Origin of the sequence: Sphingomonas cavernae, assembly GCF_003590775.1 — a bacterium.
Classification (GTDB): domain Bacteria; phylum Pseudomonadota; class Alphaproteobacteria; order Sphingomonadales; family Sphingomonadaceae; genus Sphingobium_A; species Sphingobium_A cavernae.
The window spans coordinates 565,062-580,557 of sequence record NZ_QYUM01000004.1; the positions used below are offsets into that span (position 1 = coordinate 565,062).

Here is a 15,496-nt window from a genome sequence, read left to right on the forward strand (position 1 = left end):
AGTGCTGCCTGTCCCTGCCATCTCTGCACCGAGTACCCCGGCGAAGGCCGGGGTCCAGAGTCGTCCACACAACGGCTGGACCCCGGCCTTCGCCGGGGTACTCCTTGCCCTCTCAGCCTGCACCGTCGGGCCGGACTATGCGCGTCCCGCAGACACCACTGCCGGCCAATGGCTCGCGCCAACCGAAAGCACGCCGGTCGACACGAGCTGGTGGCACGCCCTGAACGATCCCGTGCTCACCGAACTCGTCGATCAGGCTGTCGCACGCAATCTCGACCTCAAGGAAGCCGAGGCGCGGCTGCGCGAGGCACGCGCCAATCGCGACGCCGCCGCCGGTCGACGCCTGCCCCAACTCAACGCCACCGGCTCGGCGACGCAGAACCAGCTCAGCGAGAATGGCCAGATCCCCGTCGGCAACATCCCCGGCTTCGACCGAAGCTTCCCGCTCTTCGATGCGGGCTTCGACGCCGCATGGGAGATCGACCTCTGGGGCCGAAACGCCCGGACGGTCGAGGCCGCCGGCGCGCGCACCGAAGCCGCCGAGGCCGCGCGCCATGAAACGCTGATGCGCATCATTGCCGAGGTCGTGCGCAGCTATGCCGATCTGCGCGGCGCGCAGGCGCGGTACGCCAGCGCCGCTGGCGACGCAGAGGCGCAGGAAGGAATCGCCCGACTGGTAAACGAACGCTACCGCGCCGGGGAATCCGCGCGCTTCGACTGGCTTCGTGCCGACGCACAGGCCAAGTCGACGCGCGCCGCGATCGCCGGGATCGACGCCGATGCGAAGGCGGCCGCCTGGCGCCTTGCGTTGCTGACGGGGCAGCCGCCCGAGGCGGTGGCCGAAAAGCTGCTCGCCCCGGCGCCGCTGCCGCACAGCCCGGCCACGGTGGCTGCGGGCTTGCGTTCAGATCTGCTCCGCCGACGCCCCGACATCGTCCAGGCGGAGCGCGAGCTTGCCGCCGCGACCGCTGATATCGGCGTCGCGAGCGCTGAACTCTTCCCGCGCCTTTCGCTGCTTGGCTCGATCGGACAGCAGGCGCAGAGCGGCGGCGATTTCTTCTCGGGTGGCAGCACCCGCTTTTCGATCGGACCGAGCCTGCACTGGCCGATCTTCGCGGGCGGCACCATCCGCGCGAATATCCGTGCCGCCGATGCGCGCGCCGATGCCGCGGGCGCGCGCTATGAAAGCGCGGTGCTGACCGCGCTTTCGGACAGCGAGACCGCGCTCAACCGCTATGCCGCGGCGCAGGTGACGCGCGCCGATCGCGAAACCGCCCGTACCCAAACCGCAGAGGCGCTCGCGCTCGCCCGCCAGCGCTTCCGCGCGGGAGAGGACGACCTGATCGTGCTGCTCGACGCGCAATCGGCCTATAGCGCCGCCGAACGTCAGAGCATCGACGCGCGCATCGCGGAGTTGCAGGCGCTGGTCGCGCTATACAAGGCGCTGGGCGGCGGCTGGGAGTCGGGTGGCTAGCCCCCCACCAGCGATATCAGCCGCACCAGGGCCGATTGCCGGTTGGTGCGCGTCTTGGCGAAGATGTTGCGCAGGTGAACGCGCGCGGTTTCGCGGCTAATCGCGAGCTCCGCCGCGATCTCGGCGAGATCGTGTCCGCTCGCCAGGCGCGTGGAGATCAGCGCTTCGCGGCCGGTGAGGCCAAAGGTGCGCTGAAGCAATGCACCATCCGCCGGTTTGTGATCGGCATCGACCAGGAACACCAGCGCCGCGGCGTGATAGCCCGCCAGGAAGCGCTGCTCGAACGAGAGCGGAAAGATGTTGAGCACCATGCGCCGGCCGTCAGTGCATGTCAGCGCCACCGCGCCGGGCTGGCGGCTGCGCTGCGACACCGCTTCGGCGACGAACTGGCAGAGCATGTGATCGCGGTCGGGCGCCGCCGCGCGGATTCGTCCGCCCGACACCAGCAGCGGATCGCCCTTGCGGATCTGGTCCTCGAACGACGGGGTCAGCCGGATCACGCGACCGCGCTCGTCGAGCATCGCCGCCCTTTCGCCTCTGCGCGACAGCGCGCCCTCCCAATAGGAATCGGTCAGCGCCTCGGCATGCGTGAAGCCAAGTCGAAGCGCGGGCGCAAGTATCTGCTGAAGCGCCGCGATCCGCGCACGATCAGCCGCCTCTGCATGGCCCGTCGACCGAGCGCGATGCCACGACAAGCCGACCGTGATGTGCTCGGAAACATCCTCGGCAAAGGACAAATGATGGCGGCTGCCCAGTCGCGCCTCCTGCCAGCGGAGATAGCCGGCGTCGCCCGGATTATCCATGTCGACATGATCGCCATCGGCGAAGCTGCGCGATCCCGAACTCGTCATCACTACGCGCACTTGCGTATCGCCGACGCCCATTTCGTCGACATATTCGCGCCAGACGCTTTCAATATCGGCGTCGAAGCCGATCATTCCGGCATGGATCATTTCGCCCGAACGTCGATCGACAACGCCCAATACTGCGCCAACCGCGCCGAAATGGCCAAGCAGTGGCTCGACCAGCCCCGTCCAGCGCGCATCATCCACGGCGGCTTCGAGCGCGGCTGCACGCAGCGCCGGTGCGTCATAGTTTCCGAACATGATCGGCGAACGTCCCCCCATGCGTCCTGCTTCAAGCCATTGCCGCTTAACCATCTTTTTTGGCGGCCAGACACCAGAAAATGCCATCCTAACCCGTTCGGGTTACAGACGCGAATCACCAACGCAGTTATCCGTGCACGGCGACCCGAAGGTGGAGCAACCGGCCTGTTGCCGGGCGCAAAGCCTGAATTTGGGCTCGGTGCCGAAAGGCTCCGAGCCCATTTTTTGTTAGCAGTGGGGATCACCCATTTCAGTGATGTGGATCGCCCATTTCGGCGCCGGGGCCGGCAGCGGGCGGGTATAGCGACCAAGGTCCCGCCACTGACCGATCCTCGGGCAACAGGCGTGCGCGAATATTCGCGGCAGCGATAAGGCGATCGAGCAGCCGCTGCCCGAAAAGCCAGTGCCCGATGCCGGACTCGGCGTTGAGATGGCCCAGTTCGCCGACATCGACGAAGTGACTGCCCCAGAATTTCGCCATGCTGTGCGCGCGATCGATCGAGGCATAGTCGTCGTTGCGGCTCGCGACGACTATGGATGGAAAAGGAAGGCTGACCTTTGGGGCCGGACCGAAGCCGCCGAGCGGACGCGCGACATCGCCCCGATCGCAATCGGGCGGCGCCACCAGCAATGCGCCCGCCACGGGCCAGCCATAAGGTTGTCCCTCGAGCGCCGCCCACCACGCGACGGCAAGGCAGCCCAGGCTGTGCGCGCACAATATCACGGGCGCCGGCGCGGTCTTGATCGCGTGGTCGAGCTTGGTCACCCAGACATTACGCCTCGGGGCGGTCCACATGCCCAGATCGACGCGCTCGCAATCTCCGCGCGTTTCCTCCCAGATCGTTTGCCAATGTGCCGCGCCAGATCCGCCCAGTCCTGGAACGGTGAGCACCAGCGGGGTCGTTCCCCGGCCTGCGAAATCGGTCTCCGACATGTTCGCCTCCGTCTGATGGGGTGGCAGCCACGACGCGTGACTATCGCGGCCGCCTCAGCACTACCTATATTCAATCATTTTGATTGACAATGTGGTGCGCGTCCGCTTGTTATGAAAATGCGGCGGGATGAAGACCCATTGAAAATCGCGTCCTGCCGCCGCTGCAACCATAGGAAAGACTTGTCTTTCCGGGGTGTTGCGCATAGGTTGAAGGTACCGGGGCAAGGCAACCTCCCGGTCAGGCGTTCCCCGCCCAAGCGTTGCGGCATTGTCCGGTTTTCGCCGGAGACAGGGGAACGCGTACGTGACAACTCCGCATTTTTCGGACCTTGTTCGGGTCTTCGGCCGCATCGGCCTGATCAGCTTTGGCGGCCCCGCGGGCCAGATCGCGCTCATGCACCGCGAGGTGGTGGAGGAACGCGACTGGATCGGCGAAGACCAGTATCTGCGCGCGCTCAATTTCTGCCATTTGCTCCCCGGTCCCGAGGCGCAGCAGCTCGCCACCTATATCGGCTGGCGGCTGCACGGACTGAAGGGCGGGCTCGCCGCCGGGCTGCTGTTCGTGCTTCCGGGCGCAGCGGTCATGCTCGGGCTCTCGCTGCTCTATGCCTATGCTGCCGGGCTGGACTGGTTTGACGCGCTGTTCCTCGGCATCAAGGCCGCGGTGCTGGCGATCGTGGTGCAGGCGTTGATCCGGATCGGAAGCCGCGCACTCTACGCGCGCTTCAAGGTGGCGCTCGCCGCACTGTCTTTCGTCGCGCTGTTCTTCTTCGATCTACCCTTCCCGCTCGTGGTGCTGGGCGCGGGAGCGGTCGGCATGATCGCCGCGGCCACACGCCCCGAATGGCTTCGCCTGAAGCCAGCCAATGCCGCGCCGCCCCCTGCGCGACGCGGGGCCATGCTCGTCGCATCGCTGCGCGCCGTCCTCGGCTGGGGGGTCGTCTGGGCTGCTCCGATGGCGCTGATCTGGGCGGTCCTCGGGGCCGATCACACGCTTTTCAGGATCGGCGCCTTTTTCTCGCAGCTCGCCGTCGTCACCTTTGGCGGCGCTTATGCGGTGCTCGCCTATATGGCGCAGGAAGCGGTTCAATCCTATCACTGGCTCTCGGCGGGCGAGATGGCCGACGGGCTTGGACTTGCGGAGACCACGCCCGGTCCGCTGATCCTTGTCACCCAGTTCGTCGGGTTCCTCGGCGCCTTCCGTTCGCCAGAACCCTTCACGCCGCTCGTCGCAGGGCTGATCGGGGCGGGGCTGACGACCTGGGTGACCTTCGCGCCCTGCTTCCTCTGGATCTTCGCCTTCGCGCCCTGGATCGAGCGGCTCGAACATGCGCGCAAGTTGCAGGGCGGGCTGGCCGCGCTCACCGCCGCCGTCGTCGGCGTCATCGCCAATCTCACCGCCTGGTTCGCGCTTCATGTGCTGTTCGCGCGCGTCGATGAGGTGCGTGCGGGCGCCGCGCGGCTCTATGCGCCCGATTGGAGCACGCTCGACTGGAAGGCTGCGCTCCTCGCGATACTCGCCGCGCTGCTGCTTTTCCGCCAGAAGCTTGGCGTGTTGCGTGTGCTCGGGATTTCGGCGCTCGCGGGGCTCGCGCTTTCGCTCGCTGGATAGTGTTTTCCCGGGGTTCCGTTCTTTAAAGCGCCTTGCGAAAGGTCAGGTTGATCCGCCGCCGTCCGAGCAGCGGGTGCACGCCATCGGCGAGCGGTGCGACCCCGTGATAGGCCATGCGCGAAGCTCCGCCCCAGACCACGACGTCCCCATGCGTGAGCGACACGCGCCGGGGCTGGTCGGCACGCTTCGCCCCGCCGAACAGGAAGGTCGCGGGCAGCCCCAGCGACACCGAAACGATCGGCGCATCCAGATTGGCCTCATCGCGATCCTGATGCAGCGAAAGCCGCGCGCCCGGGGAATAAAGGTTGATGAGGCATGCCTCAGGCGCAAAATCCGCAAACCCCGCCTCGGCCGCCGCCCGCGCCGCGAGATCGCCAAAGACCGCGGGCATGGCTGGCCAGCGCTGCCGGCTTTCGGGGTCGACGCGATCATAGCGATAGCCCGAGCGGTCCGACACCCAGCCGACACGCCCGCAATTGGTCATCGCCACCGACATCCGCCAGCCGCCCGGCGTGACGAGGTGCCGAAACGGCGCTGCCTCAACGACGGGTCCGAGCGCCGCCAACAATGCATCGTCCAGCGGCCGCGCAAAACCCCGCAGCACCACCGCTCCCTCGCCCAGCGGCAGATCAGTCGCTTCATCCTCGAACAGCTCGAAATTCATACACGCGTCGCTATCGCTCATAAAAGCCGAACGCGCACCCCGCCGCTTGCGTTCAAAGCTACCTGACAGCGTCGCTGCTGATGACTGGAATGTCATGGAAAGCAGCCCTCTCGCTGAGGGAGAGGGTTGCGCAGCGCCCGGCTCAGCTTTTCATTTCCTCAGTCGCCCCCGGCACCGGCGGCCGGTTCAGCTTTGGGCGCAGGTTTGGGCACGCCGGCCGAACCCAGGCTGCCCAGATAGGCAAGCAGATTGGCGCGGTCCTGCGGGCGGCGGATGCCCGCAAAGGCCATCTTGTTGCCCGGGATCGCGCGCGCCGGGCTCGCCAGATAGCGGTCGAGTTCCTCATAGGTCCAGTTGCCCGGATGCGTGCCGATCGCGGGCGAATAGGCGAAGCCGCTGTGCGATGCCACATCGCGGCCGACCACGCCCCAGAGATTGGGGCCCGTCCGGTCGGCCCCGCCCTGATCAAAGGTGTGGCACGATGCGCATACCCCCGCGACGCTCTTGCCCCGCGCGGGGTCCGCGCTCGCGAGCAGCGTACCGAGATCGGGAGGCGGCGCCGCCGGCACCGCTGCCGCCGCACCCGCGGCGGGCGGCGGGATCGCCCCTCGATCGACCGCACGCAGATAGCCCGCAAGCCGGTTGTGATCGCCGGGCGCGGTCAGTCCCGCGGGCCAGCTCCGCTGGAGCGCGGCGAGGTCGACGGGCTGATCGAGGTCCGCAGGCTTGTAGGCGGGCGCGTCGGGATAGCTGACGCCCACCAGCCGGTCGGCCATCCACCCGCCACCGAAGGCGACGAACAATGCCATGCTCACCGCGGCGCCGACCTTGGTCCATTCCCATCGGTCCATGGCTTACCCACCCCAATCGAGAAACAGGATACGTGTCCAGAGCGTGTAGTCGGATTCGATCAGCATCAGGGCGACCAGCGTCGTCAGGCACAGCGGCGGAACGAGGATCGCATAGACCAGCGCCATCCTTTCCCACGCCATGTGCATGAAAATCGCGACGATCAGCCCCGCCTTCAGCAGCATGAAGGTGATGATGAGCACCCAGCGCATGATCCCTTGCACCTGGAAATAATCGACCATGTACGACATGGCGCTGAGCACGAAGAGATAGCCCCAGACCTTCAGATAGACGCCGATCGGGTGCTGCTGCCCGCCCGCGTGCGCGCCCGCTTCATGGACTGTGGCATCCGCGGGAATCTCGGGGGTGGTTGCGTGGTTCATGCCCTCTCCCTCACCACAGATAGAAGAATGCGAAGATGAAGACCCAGACGAGGTCGACGAAGTGCCAGTAGAGGCCCGCGATCTCGACCGCCGAATAGTCGCCGCTCCGGTCGTAATGCCCGCGCAGCACCTTCGACGCGACGATCAGCAGCATGATCACCCCCGCCGAGACGTGGAGCCCGTGGAAGCCCGTGATCATGAAGAAGGACGCGCCGAACTGCGCCGCCCCCATCGGATTGCCCCAGGGGCGGACGCCCTCATGGATCAGCTTGGTCCATTCGAAGGCCTGCATGCCGACAAAGGTCGCGCCCAGCAGCGCGGTGGCGAACATCAGCGCTGCGGTCTTCCTGCGGTCGCGCCGGTATCCGAAGTTCACCGCCATCGCCATTGTGCCGCTTGAAGAGATCAGCACGAAGGTCATGATCGCGATCAGGATCAGCGGGATGCTGTTCCCCGCAATGGTGAGCGCGAAAACCTCGCTCGCATTGGGCCAGGCCTCGGTCACCGAGGCGCGCATCGTCATGTACGAAGTGAGGAAGCACGAGAAGATGAAGGTGTCGGAGAGGAGGAAGATCCACATCATGGCCTTCCCCCAATGGACCGACTTGAACACCTCCTGATCGGCGGACCAGTCGGACGCGAGGTCGCGCAGCCCCTCGAGCATGGGGTCGGCGGGATCGGCCTTGGTCACCATCTCTTGCGCCATGCGTCGCTCCACTCAGGTCATCAGCAGCAATCCGAACATCACGAACCAGACGAGCAGCAGAAAATGCCAGTAACGCGCGCAAAGCCTGACGGAGGGCGCGATCGCGGCGGCGCTGGCGCCCCGCAGCACGCGCACGCTCGTCCGCGCCCAGGCGACGAGCCCGCCGAGAATGTGGAGCCCGTGGAGCGCGGTGATGAGGTAGAAAAAGGCAACCGCAGGATTGCCTGAAATCAGCGGTCCCGGCGGCGGCGCGAAGGGATTGTCGACCGCGGTACAGATCACCGAATGCAGCGCAAGGAAATGACCAGCGGTGTCGAGCTGGCGCCATACCGTGATCTGACCCGCGAGGAACACGACCGCAAGAAGTCCGCCGACAAGGAACCATGTCGTGAGCGCCCGCCCATCCCCTTTGCGCGCCGCCACGGTCGCGGCGTGCAGCGCGACGCTGCTCAGCACGAGCACGGCGGTATTCACCCAAAGCAGCGGAGGCTCGGCGAGCCGTGCCCAGTCGGCTGCGCCATGCCCGATCGGGCCATGCACCCCCATGCGCATCAGATAGGCCGATGCGAGGAGCGCGAAGAGCGCAGCGACAACGCCCAGGAACACGCCGAGAAATACTCCCGCGTCAGCCGCGCGGCGCTCGACATCTTCCGTCACCTCCGCGCGCGCGCCGATCCCCGGCGACAACCACGGCTTGTCGGTCAGGGCGTCGAGGATGCTCATGAGCGGTGCTGCTCGTCTGCGGGCGGCTCGTTCTGCGGGATGAAGTCCCTTGGCGCACCGGGAACGCTATAGTCGTAGGCCCAGCGATAGACGACGGGGAGCTTCGGGCCCCAGTTGCCATGGCCGGGCGGTGTTTCGGGCGTCTGCCATTCGAGCGTGGTGGCGCCCCAGGGATTGGGGTCGGCCTTGGGCCCGCGGAACAGGCTCCAGAACATGTTCCAGAAGAAGAGCATCTGCGCGACGAACACGATCAGCGCGGCGATGGTGATCGCCTGATTGGCGAGGTGCACGGAGTCGGGGATGAACGCCGTCTCACCCAGCGCATAATAGCGCCGCGGGACGCCAAGGAAGCCGAGATAATGCATCGGCAGATAGACCGCATAGACGCCGAGGAAGGTGATCCAGAAATGGATCTTGCCCAGCGTCTCGTTCCACATCCGGCCCGTGATCTTTGGATACCAGTGATAGATTGCGCCGAAGATCACGAGGATCGGTGAAACGCCCATCACCATATGGAAATGGCCGACGACGAAGAAGGTGTCGCTGAGCGGCACATCGACGCTGACATTGCCGAGGAACAGCCCCGTCAGCCCGCCATGGATGAAGCTGAACAGGAAGCCGATCGCGAACAGCATCGGCACGCGCAGATGGATGTCGCCACGCCAGAGCGTCAGCATCCAGTTATACACCTTGATCGCGGTCGGGATCGCGATGATCAGCGTCGATGTCGCGAAGAAATAGCCGAAATAGGGATTCATGCCGCTCACGTACATGTGATGCGCCCAGACGAAGAAGCTGAGCGCACCGATGATCACGATCGCCCAGACCATCATCCGGTATCCGAAAATGTTCTTGCGCGCGTGGACGCTGATGAGGTCGGACACGATGCCGAACGCCGGCAGCGCGACGATGTAGACTTCGGGATGGCCGAAGAACCAGAACAGATGCTGGAACAGGATCGGGCTGCCGCCTTCATAGCCGAGTTCCTTCCCCATCGAGATGATCGCGGGCATGAAGAAGCTCGTCCCCGCAATGCGGTCGAGCAGCATCATGATCGCGGCGACGAACAGCGCGGGAAAGGCGAGCAGCGCCATGATGCTCGCGACAAAGATGCCCCAGACCGAACAGGGCATCCGCATCAGCGTCATCCCCTTGCACCGCGCCTGGAGCACGGTCGTCACATAGTTGAGCCCGCCCATGGTGAAGCCGACGATGAAGAGCGCGAGCGACACCAGCATCAGGATGATGCCGTACTGGTGGCCGGGCGTGCCCTCGAGGATCGTTTGCGGCGGATAGAGCGTCCAGCCGGCGCCCGTGGGACCGCCCGGCACGAAGAAGCTCGCCACCAGCACGATCACCGCGAGCAGATAGACCCAGTAGCTGAGCATGTTGACGAAGGGGAACACCATGTCCCGCGCGCCCACCATCAGCGGGATCAGATAATTGCCGAACCCGCCCAGCAGCAACGCGGTCAGCAGATAGACCACCATGATCATCCCGTGCATGGTGACATACTGGAGATACTGCGTCGGCTGGATGAAATCGAAGGTATCGGGAAAACCCAGTTGCAGGCGCATCAGCGCGGACAGCACCAGCGCCACCAGCCCGATCGCGATCGCGGTCAGCGAATATTGGATCGCGATGACCTTGTGATCGAGGCTCCAGACATATTTGCCGATCCACGTCTTGGGATGATGAAGCGGCGTGAGATCGTCGGCGAGTGTCGTTGCCATCAGCGTGCCCCCCTTGCGTTCGCACCGGGTGCCACAGCTCGCGCCAGTTGCGCCCCGCCCGTTTCCGCCTCGGCCATGAGCTGGCCGAATGTCGGTTGTTCGCTCAGCCAGCTTCCGAAATCGCGCTCATTGGCGACGATCACGGTCCCGCGCATCATGTGATGCCCCGTGCCGCACAGCTCGGCGCAGAGGATTTCGTAAGTCCCTGTCCTTGTCGGCGTCATCCAGAAATAGGTGACGATGCCCGGCACCAGATCCATCTTCGCGCGGAATTGCGGCACGTAAAAGTCGTGGAGCACGTCCTTGGAGCGCAGCACCATCTTGACGGGCTTGTCGACGGGGAGCCGCAGCTCGTTACTCTCGATCAGCACGTCGTCGCGGCCATAGGGATCGCGCGGATTGATGCCGAAGCTGTTCTCGGGCGTGATGTGGCTGATATTGGCGCTGCCGAGCACGCCGTCCGCGCCGGGGAAGCGGAACGCCCATTGCCACTGCTGCCCCGTCGCCTCGACGATCGCGGCGTCCTTGGGCACCGTCACATATTCATGCCAGGCGACGAGCCCGGGCGCGAGCATCCCCGCAATCCCCACTGCCGTCCAGAAGGTCAGCCGCTTTTCGAGTTTGGTGTTCTCGGGGTCGAAATGCGCGCTGTGCCCCGGCCGGTTGCGATAGCGCATGATCGACCAGGCGATGAAGAGGTTGAGCACGACGAAAGCGACCGCGCAGATATACAGTGTGACCATCAACGCATCGTCGATAGAGCCCCAATTGGACGCACGCGGGGTAAGCCACCACGGACTGAACAGGTGAAAGGCTATCGAGCCTAGCACGAGCAGCGCTATTACGATTGCGACAGCCATCCTCTCTCCCGCTGTTGCCGTGGCGCCCGGGATGCCGAGGTGGACCGTTACTGGTTCGCCCCGACACGCGGGAAGCAACCAACTCGTCTTATGAGTCGACTATATATGACAGAATCTGCAGGGCAAGCGGCCATATCCGATTGGCTCTTCCCCCGTCCTCCTCGGTACGCCGACTGTCGGTTTTCAGGGTTTTTCCCGATAGTGCCACATGCGGTGCGGCCTATGCTGACCCTTCCGGGCACCCGTGCCCAACAGGTCCATGGGAGGTGCAAAGATGCGCCTGATATCGATAGCCGCGACAGTCGCGATTCTCATCCCAACCGCCTCGATCGCGCAAACCGCGACCGGCCAGTTCGCCGTCAGGGCTCAGGTCAATGCGAGCTGCCAGGTCACGCCCCAGGATCTCAATTTCGGCGTTTACAGTTCGTCGTCCACCGCTACCGCGCAGACGCCGCTCAGCGTCCGGTGCACGCCGGGCTCGGCCGTAACGATCAGCCTCAGTGCCGGCTCCTCGGGCAATCCTCAGTCGCGAAACATGCAGAACGGGTCCAACAACCTGAACTACCAGATCTATCGCGACAGTGCCCGGACCGATCCGATCAATACGGCCGGAATGGCATTCCAGATGAGCGGTGGTGAGAACACCGGGCAGTTGAAGACCTGGACACTTTACGGCTCGGTTCCTGCAAACCAGTTCGTCGCTGCAGGCAACTATGTCGACCAGATCCTTGTGACCGCGCAGTTCTAGGACTGAGGAGGGCGTGTGATGGCAAGAATGCGAGTTCATCGGCTTGGGATGGTTGCCGCATTGCTAGTGACAGCCACGCCGCTCTCAGCCGGATCGCTCGAAATCGGCCCAACGCGCGTGCAGATGATCGGTCCCGAACGCACGGCGACGCTCACGATCCGCAACGTCGATAGCGCACCCTCCAATATTCAGGTCCGCACGGTCGACTGGTCGCAGCCCGAGGGCGCCGATCTGTATGCGCCATCGAAGCAACTGCTGGCGAGCCCGCCGATGGTGACGCTCGCACCCGGCGAGTCTCAGGTGATCAGGCTGGTCGTCGAGGATTTGCCCAAGGTGCCCGGCGAAACGGCATTTCGCCTGATCCTCGACGAGATCCGTCCCCAGCGCGCCGAAGGCGGCGCCGGTGTGCAGGCAGCGCTCCGCGCCCTCGTGCCCGTGTTCGTCACGCCCTCCACCCAGTCGCGACCCAAGCTCAGATGGACCGCTGCGCGATCCGGGCAGAATGTGCTGCTTACCGCCCACAATGACGGCGACGCGCGCGACAGGTTGGTCAATCTCAATGTCACGGCGGGCGGAAAGGCCGTCGGCGATCCACTGGAAGGTTATGTGCTGAGCCGCGCCAGACGAAGCTGGACGCTCGCCGCGGTTCCCGCGGCAACCTCGCTCAGGGTCGCGGCCGAAGGCGACTACGGCGCGGTCCAGGCCGATGTGCCGATCGGGCAATGATCGTCGCCTTTCTTTCTTGCTCCTCGCCACCGTGGCGGCGTTTGCAAGCCAGCTAGCCGGCGTCGCAGCAGCGCAACGGCCTGCCGCGGACGAAACCCCCGCCGCGCCGGGCATCGTCTATCTTCTCGACGTGCGCGTGAACGGCTGGCCGCTTGAGCTGGTCGCGCGCTTTTACGACGAGAACGGCCGACTCTCGCTCCCTGCCGAGCAATTCGACGGCCTCGGCTTCAAGCTTGAGGAAGCCTGGGTGACGATGGTCGGGGGCCAGCGTCGCGTCTATCTCGACCAGATTCCGGGCCTGAGCTGGAAGCTCGACATGCGTGCGCAGGCGATCGACATCACCGCGCCGTTCGAGCGGTTGAAGACGAACGAGCTCCATGTTTCGCCACGCCCAGTCAGGATCGAAAGCAGGGCGGACTGGGGCATGCTGCTCGGCTGGGACATCTTCGGCGAATGGACGCCCCGTGCCCGAGACGAGCTCCACGGCCGCACCGTCTCCACCAATCTGGAGGCACGGCTCTTTTCCCCCCTGTTCACCGCGGCGGCGACAGGCTTCGTCAACGTTGGCCAGGGGATCAAGACCGAGTTCGTCCGCCTCGATACGCATATCGACATCGACAATCCCGACAAGGCATGGCGGCTGCGCTTTGGAGACACCATAACCGCCGGACCGAGATGGGTTCGCCCTTTCCGTTTCGGCGGCGTGCAATGGACGCGCGACTTCGGTCTCCGGCCGGACATCGTCACCATACCCGTGCCGACGCTGAGCCGCGACGTCTCGGTCCCTTCAACGATCGATCTCTTCGTCGACGGGATCCATCGCTATTCGCAGGCGGTCGACCCCGGCGCCGTCCGGCTCACCGATCTGCCGGTTGCCGGCGGAGCCAACACGATCCAGATGGTCGTGACCGACCAGGCCGGCCGCCGATCTGAGGTGGTTCTACCCGTCTATTCCTCGACCGCTCTCCTGGCCAGGGGCATGAGCCGCTTCAGCATGGAAGCCGGGGTGGCGCGCCAGAACTACTCGATCGCGAGCAACGACTATGAAGGCAAGTTCGCGGCCGGCACCTACAGCTATGGCGTCACCGATGGCCTGACGCTCACCGGCAGTGTTGCGCTTGCCGACGGATATTGGAGCGTGGTCGGCGAGGCAACCGTGTCGGTGGGCAAGCTCTTCGTCCTTGACGGCGCGCTGCTCTACAGCGACGGCCCGGCCGGCAGGGGCCAGACCTGGGTCATTGGCTTCGAACACGCCTCACGCCGGCTGAGCCTGTCGGGCTATTATGCGCGCGCCAGCGAGCGCTACTTCGACCTGGCCGCACTATTTGGCTATAATCGCTTCCGTGAGCGGGCCGTGGCGTCGTTCGGCCTGAACCTCGGCCGCGCGGGCCAGATCAACCTTGCCTATGTCGGGCAGCGCGAGTTCGGCCCCGGCATCACCAGCGTCGTGTCGGGCACCTATGGCTTCGACCTGCTCAGAAACAGGGTGCGCCTCTCAGCATCGGGCTATGGCGACACCGACAATGAAAGCTGGGGCGTGCTCCTCTCGCTCTCGGTCTCACTCGGCCGGGGAAACACTCAGGCCTATCTCCAGCAGAGCTGGCGCAACGACCAGCGCTCGACGCTGGCCCAGCTTCGCGGCCAGGCCTTTGACCAGCGGCTCAACTGGGAGGTTGATGGCACCGTGGGCGATTTCAAGGGCGCCTCGGCGCAGGCCGATTGGGACGGCGAGCGCGCCGACCTGCATTTTCGCGTCGATCATTCCAACGGGTCGACGGGCATTCAGGCCGAACTGATGCAGTCGCTGGTGTTCATGAACAACCAGCTTTTCCTTGCCGGCCGCGTCGATGATGCGTTCACCGTGGTCGAAGTCGAGGATTCGCCGGGCGTCAGGGTCGCGCTTGAGAACCGCACCGTGGGACGGACCAACAAGCGCGGCCGCATCTTCGTCTCGGGATTGCAGTCCTATGTGCCCAACGCGGTCTCGATCGAGCCGCTCGACCTGCCGGTCGATGCGAGCATCGGGGATCCCGCAACGCAGGTTGCGCCAAAGGACCGCGCGGGCGTGGTCACGCGTTTTTCGGTCAAGCGCGCGCGATCCGCAGTGGTGACACTCCAGCTTCCCGACGGATCGGCGCCGCCGCCGGGGGCCAGCGCGCTTGTTGCGGGCATAGAGGAACCGGTGCTCACGGGCTTTGGCGGGGAGGTCTATGTCCGCGGCCTCAAACCCGGCGCGAACCGGCTCGACGTCACCTGGCAGGGGGGCAGTTGCTCGGTCACCTTCGATGCGGACGTGGCGGCGGGCAGCCTGCCGCGTCTTGGACCCTTCATATGCGTGCCCTGATCGCCTTCGCGCTGCTCGCGACACCCGCGCTCGCGGCCGCGCAGCCCGCGCCCGGCAATCGTTCGTGCAGCGTGCGCGTCCATGGGCTGAACTTCGGTGTCTATGACGGGCTGACCGCTGCGCCGGACCTGTCGCTTGGCAGGATCGAGCTTCGCTGCCTGCCCCTCGGCTCGTCGGCCGGCGCGCGCGTCACGCTCTCGACCGGGAATTCGGGCCAGTATCAGGATCGGGTCATGACCAACGGCCCCCATGAGCTGCGCTACAATCTCTATGCCGACCCCACGCGCAGACGCATCCTCGGCGACGGGACAGGCAGCACGATCCCGCTGCCGCCACGACTGACACGGGAGTTCGGGCCGTCGGTGTTCCGCGTCTTCGGCATCATTCACCCGCGACAGCTTGTGCCGGCGGGCGAATATACGGATACGATCCGGATCGATGTCGAATTCTAGCCCGAAGGTCCTGCCCGGTGATCCTCCTCTCCCTGCTCCTGATCGCTCCACAGCCCGAGCAGGTGGGATATTTGAGGACCCTCGTGATCACCGTCCGCGCCGAGGTGATCCAGACGTGTTGGCTTTCACCTCTTGCCGAACCGCGCTGCCGCGGCGCGACGGACAGGTCGCCTCCACGCATC

General features: G+C 65.3%; 15 protein-coding genes. 6 read left to right on the plus strand and 9 right to left on the minus strand.

Annotation, left to right across the window (positions count from 1 at the left end):
* The first annotated feature begins 1 nt into the window (after window position 1).
* Entirely contained in the window at window positions 2–1,474 is a 1,473-nt protein-coding gene (locus tag D3876_RS18040; protein ID WP_238475437.1) for an efflux transporter outer membrane subunit, read from the plus strand.
* On the opposite strand, the gene D3876_RS18045 is transcribed toward D3876_RS18040, so the two are convergent.
* Together D3876_RS18045 and D3876_RS18050 are read right to left on the minus strand one after the other, a co-directional pair.
* Window positions 1,471–2,601 carry a helix-turn-helix transcriptional regulator gene (locus tag D3876_RS18045; protein ID WP_182912064.1) on the minus strand — a complete coding sequence of 377 codons (1,131 nt, stop codon included), beginning with the start codon at window positions 2,599–2,601 and terminating at the stop codon, window positions 1,471–1,473. The genes D3876_RS18040 and D3876_RS18045 overlap by 4 nt on opposite strands.
* 229 nt (window positions 2,602–2,830) lie before the next feature.
* Entirely contained in the window at window positions 2,831–3,514 is a 684-nt protein-coding gene (locus D3876_RS18050; RefSeq protein ID WP_119764868.1) for an RBBP9/YdeN family alpha/beta hydrolase, read from the minus strand.
* A gap of 304 nt (window positions 3,515–3,818) precedes the next feature.
* On the opposite strand from D3876_RS18050, the gene chrA reads away from it, so the two are divergent.
* Window positions 3,819–5,126 (plus strand): chromate efflux transporter, encoded by a 1,308-nt coding sequence (gene chrA, locus D3876_RS18055; RefSeq protein WP_119764870.1) that lies wholly within the window; start codon window positions 3,819–3,821, stop codon window positions 5,124–5,126.
* Between the two features lie 22 nt (window positions 5,127–5,148).
* Here chrA and alkB read toward each other — a convergent pair whose 3' ends face one another.
* The 7 genes from alkB to D3876_RS18090 all read right to left on the minus strand — a co-directional run bounded on the left by alkB (window position 5,149) and on the right by D3876_RS18090 (window position 11,044).
* Window positions 5,149–5,790, minus strand: coding sequence for a DNA oxidative demethylase AlkB (alkB, locus tag D3876_RS18060; RefSeq protein WP_119764872.1), 642 nt, complete (start codon window positions 5,788–5,790; stop codon window positions 5,149–5,151).
* 158 nt (window positions 5,791–5,948) lie between these two features.
* Window positions 5,949–6,641 (minus strand): c-type cytochrome, encoded by a 693-nt coding sequence (locus tag D3876_RS18065; protein WP_238475438.1) that lies wholly within the window; start codon window positions 6,639–6,641, stop codon window positions 5,949–5,951.
* 3 nt (window positions 6,642–6,644) lie between these two features.
* A complete protein-coding gene (locus D3876_RS18070; protein WP_119764874.1) occupies window positions 6,645–7,022 on the minus strand; it encodes a cytochrome C oxidase subunit IV family protein in 378 nt (125 codons plus the stop codon).
* A gap of 10 nt (window positions 7,023–7,032) precedes the next feature.
* Window positions 7,033–7,728 carry a heme-copper oxidase subunit III family protein gene (locus D3876_RS18075; RefSeq protein WP_238475439.1) on the minus strand — a complete coding sequence of 232 codons (696 nt, stop codon included), beginning with the start codon at window positions 7,726–7,728 and terminating at the stop codon, window positions 7,033–7,035.
* A 12-nt stretch (window positions 7,729–7,740) separates the two neighbouring features.
* Window positions 7,741–8,451 carry a cytochrome c oxidase subunit 3 gene (locus D3876_RS18080; protein WP_119764876.1) on the minus strand — a complete coding sequence of 237 codons (711 nt, stop codon included), beginning with the start codon at window positions 8,449–8,451 and terminating at the stop codon, window positions 7,741–7,743.
* Entirely contained in the window at window positions 8,448–10,184 is a 1,737-nt protein-coding gene (locus D3876_RS18085) for a cytochrome c oxidase subunit I (RefSeq protein WP_119764878.1), read from the minus strand. The genes D3876_RS18080 and D3876_RS18085 overlap by 4 nt, the downstream gene beginning before the upstream one ends.
* Window positions 10,184–11,044 carry a cytochrome c oxidase subunit II gene (locus D3876_RS18090; RefSeq protein ID WP_119764880.1) on the minus strand — a complete coding sequence of 287 codons (861 nt, stop codon included), beginning with the start codon at window positions 11,042–11,044 and terminating at the stop codon, window positions 10,184–10,186. Before D3876_RS18090 ends, D3876_RS18085 begins: the two co-directional genes overlap by 1 nt.
* Window positions 11,045–11,318: 274 nt before the next feature.
* Here D3876_RS18090 and D3876_RS18095 point away from each other — a divergent pair, with 274 nt between their 5' ends.
* Genes D3876_RS18095 through D3876_RS18110 form a run of 4 tightly spaced genes read left to right on the plus strand, consistent with a single transcriptional unit; the run spans window position 11,319 to window position 15,314 of the window.
* Complete coding sequence (locus D3876_RS18095; protein ID WP_182912065.1) at window positions 11,319–11,792, plus strand: Csu type fimbrial protein; 474 nt, start codon at window positions 11,319–11,321, stop codon at window positions 11,790–11,792.
* Between the two features lie 18 nt (window positions 11,793–11,810).
* Window positions 11,811–12,518, plus strand: a complete 708-nt coding sequence (locus D3876_RS18100) for a fimbrial biogenesis chaperone (RefSeq protein ID WP_119764884.1) — start codon at window positions 11,811–11,813, stop codon at window positions 12,516–12,518.
* Window positions 12,519–12,534: 16 nt separating this feature from the next.
* Complete coding sequence (locus D3876_RS18105; RefSeq protein ID WP_182912066.1) at window positions 12,535–14,862, plus strand: fimbria/pilus outer membrane usher protein; 2,328 nt, start codon at window positions 12,535–12,537, stop codon at window positions 14,860–14,862.
* The gene (locus tag D3876_RS18110) at window positions 14,850–15,314 is read left to right on the plus strand and encodes a Csu type fimbrial protein (protein ID WP_119764888.1); all 465 of its coding nucleotides are present in this window, start codon (window positions 14,850–14,852) and stop codon (window positions 15,312–15,314) included. The genes D3876_RS18105 and D3876_RS18110 overlap by 13 nt, the downstream gene beginning before the upstream one ends.
* Window positions 15,315–15,496: the final 182 nt, after the last annotated feature.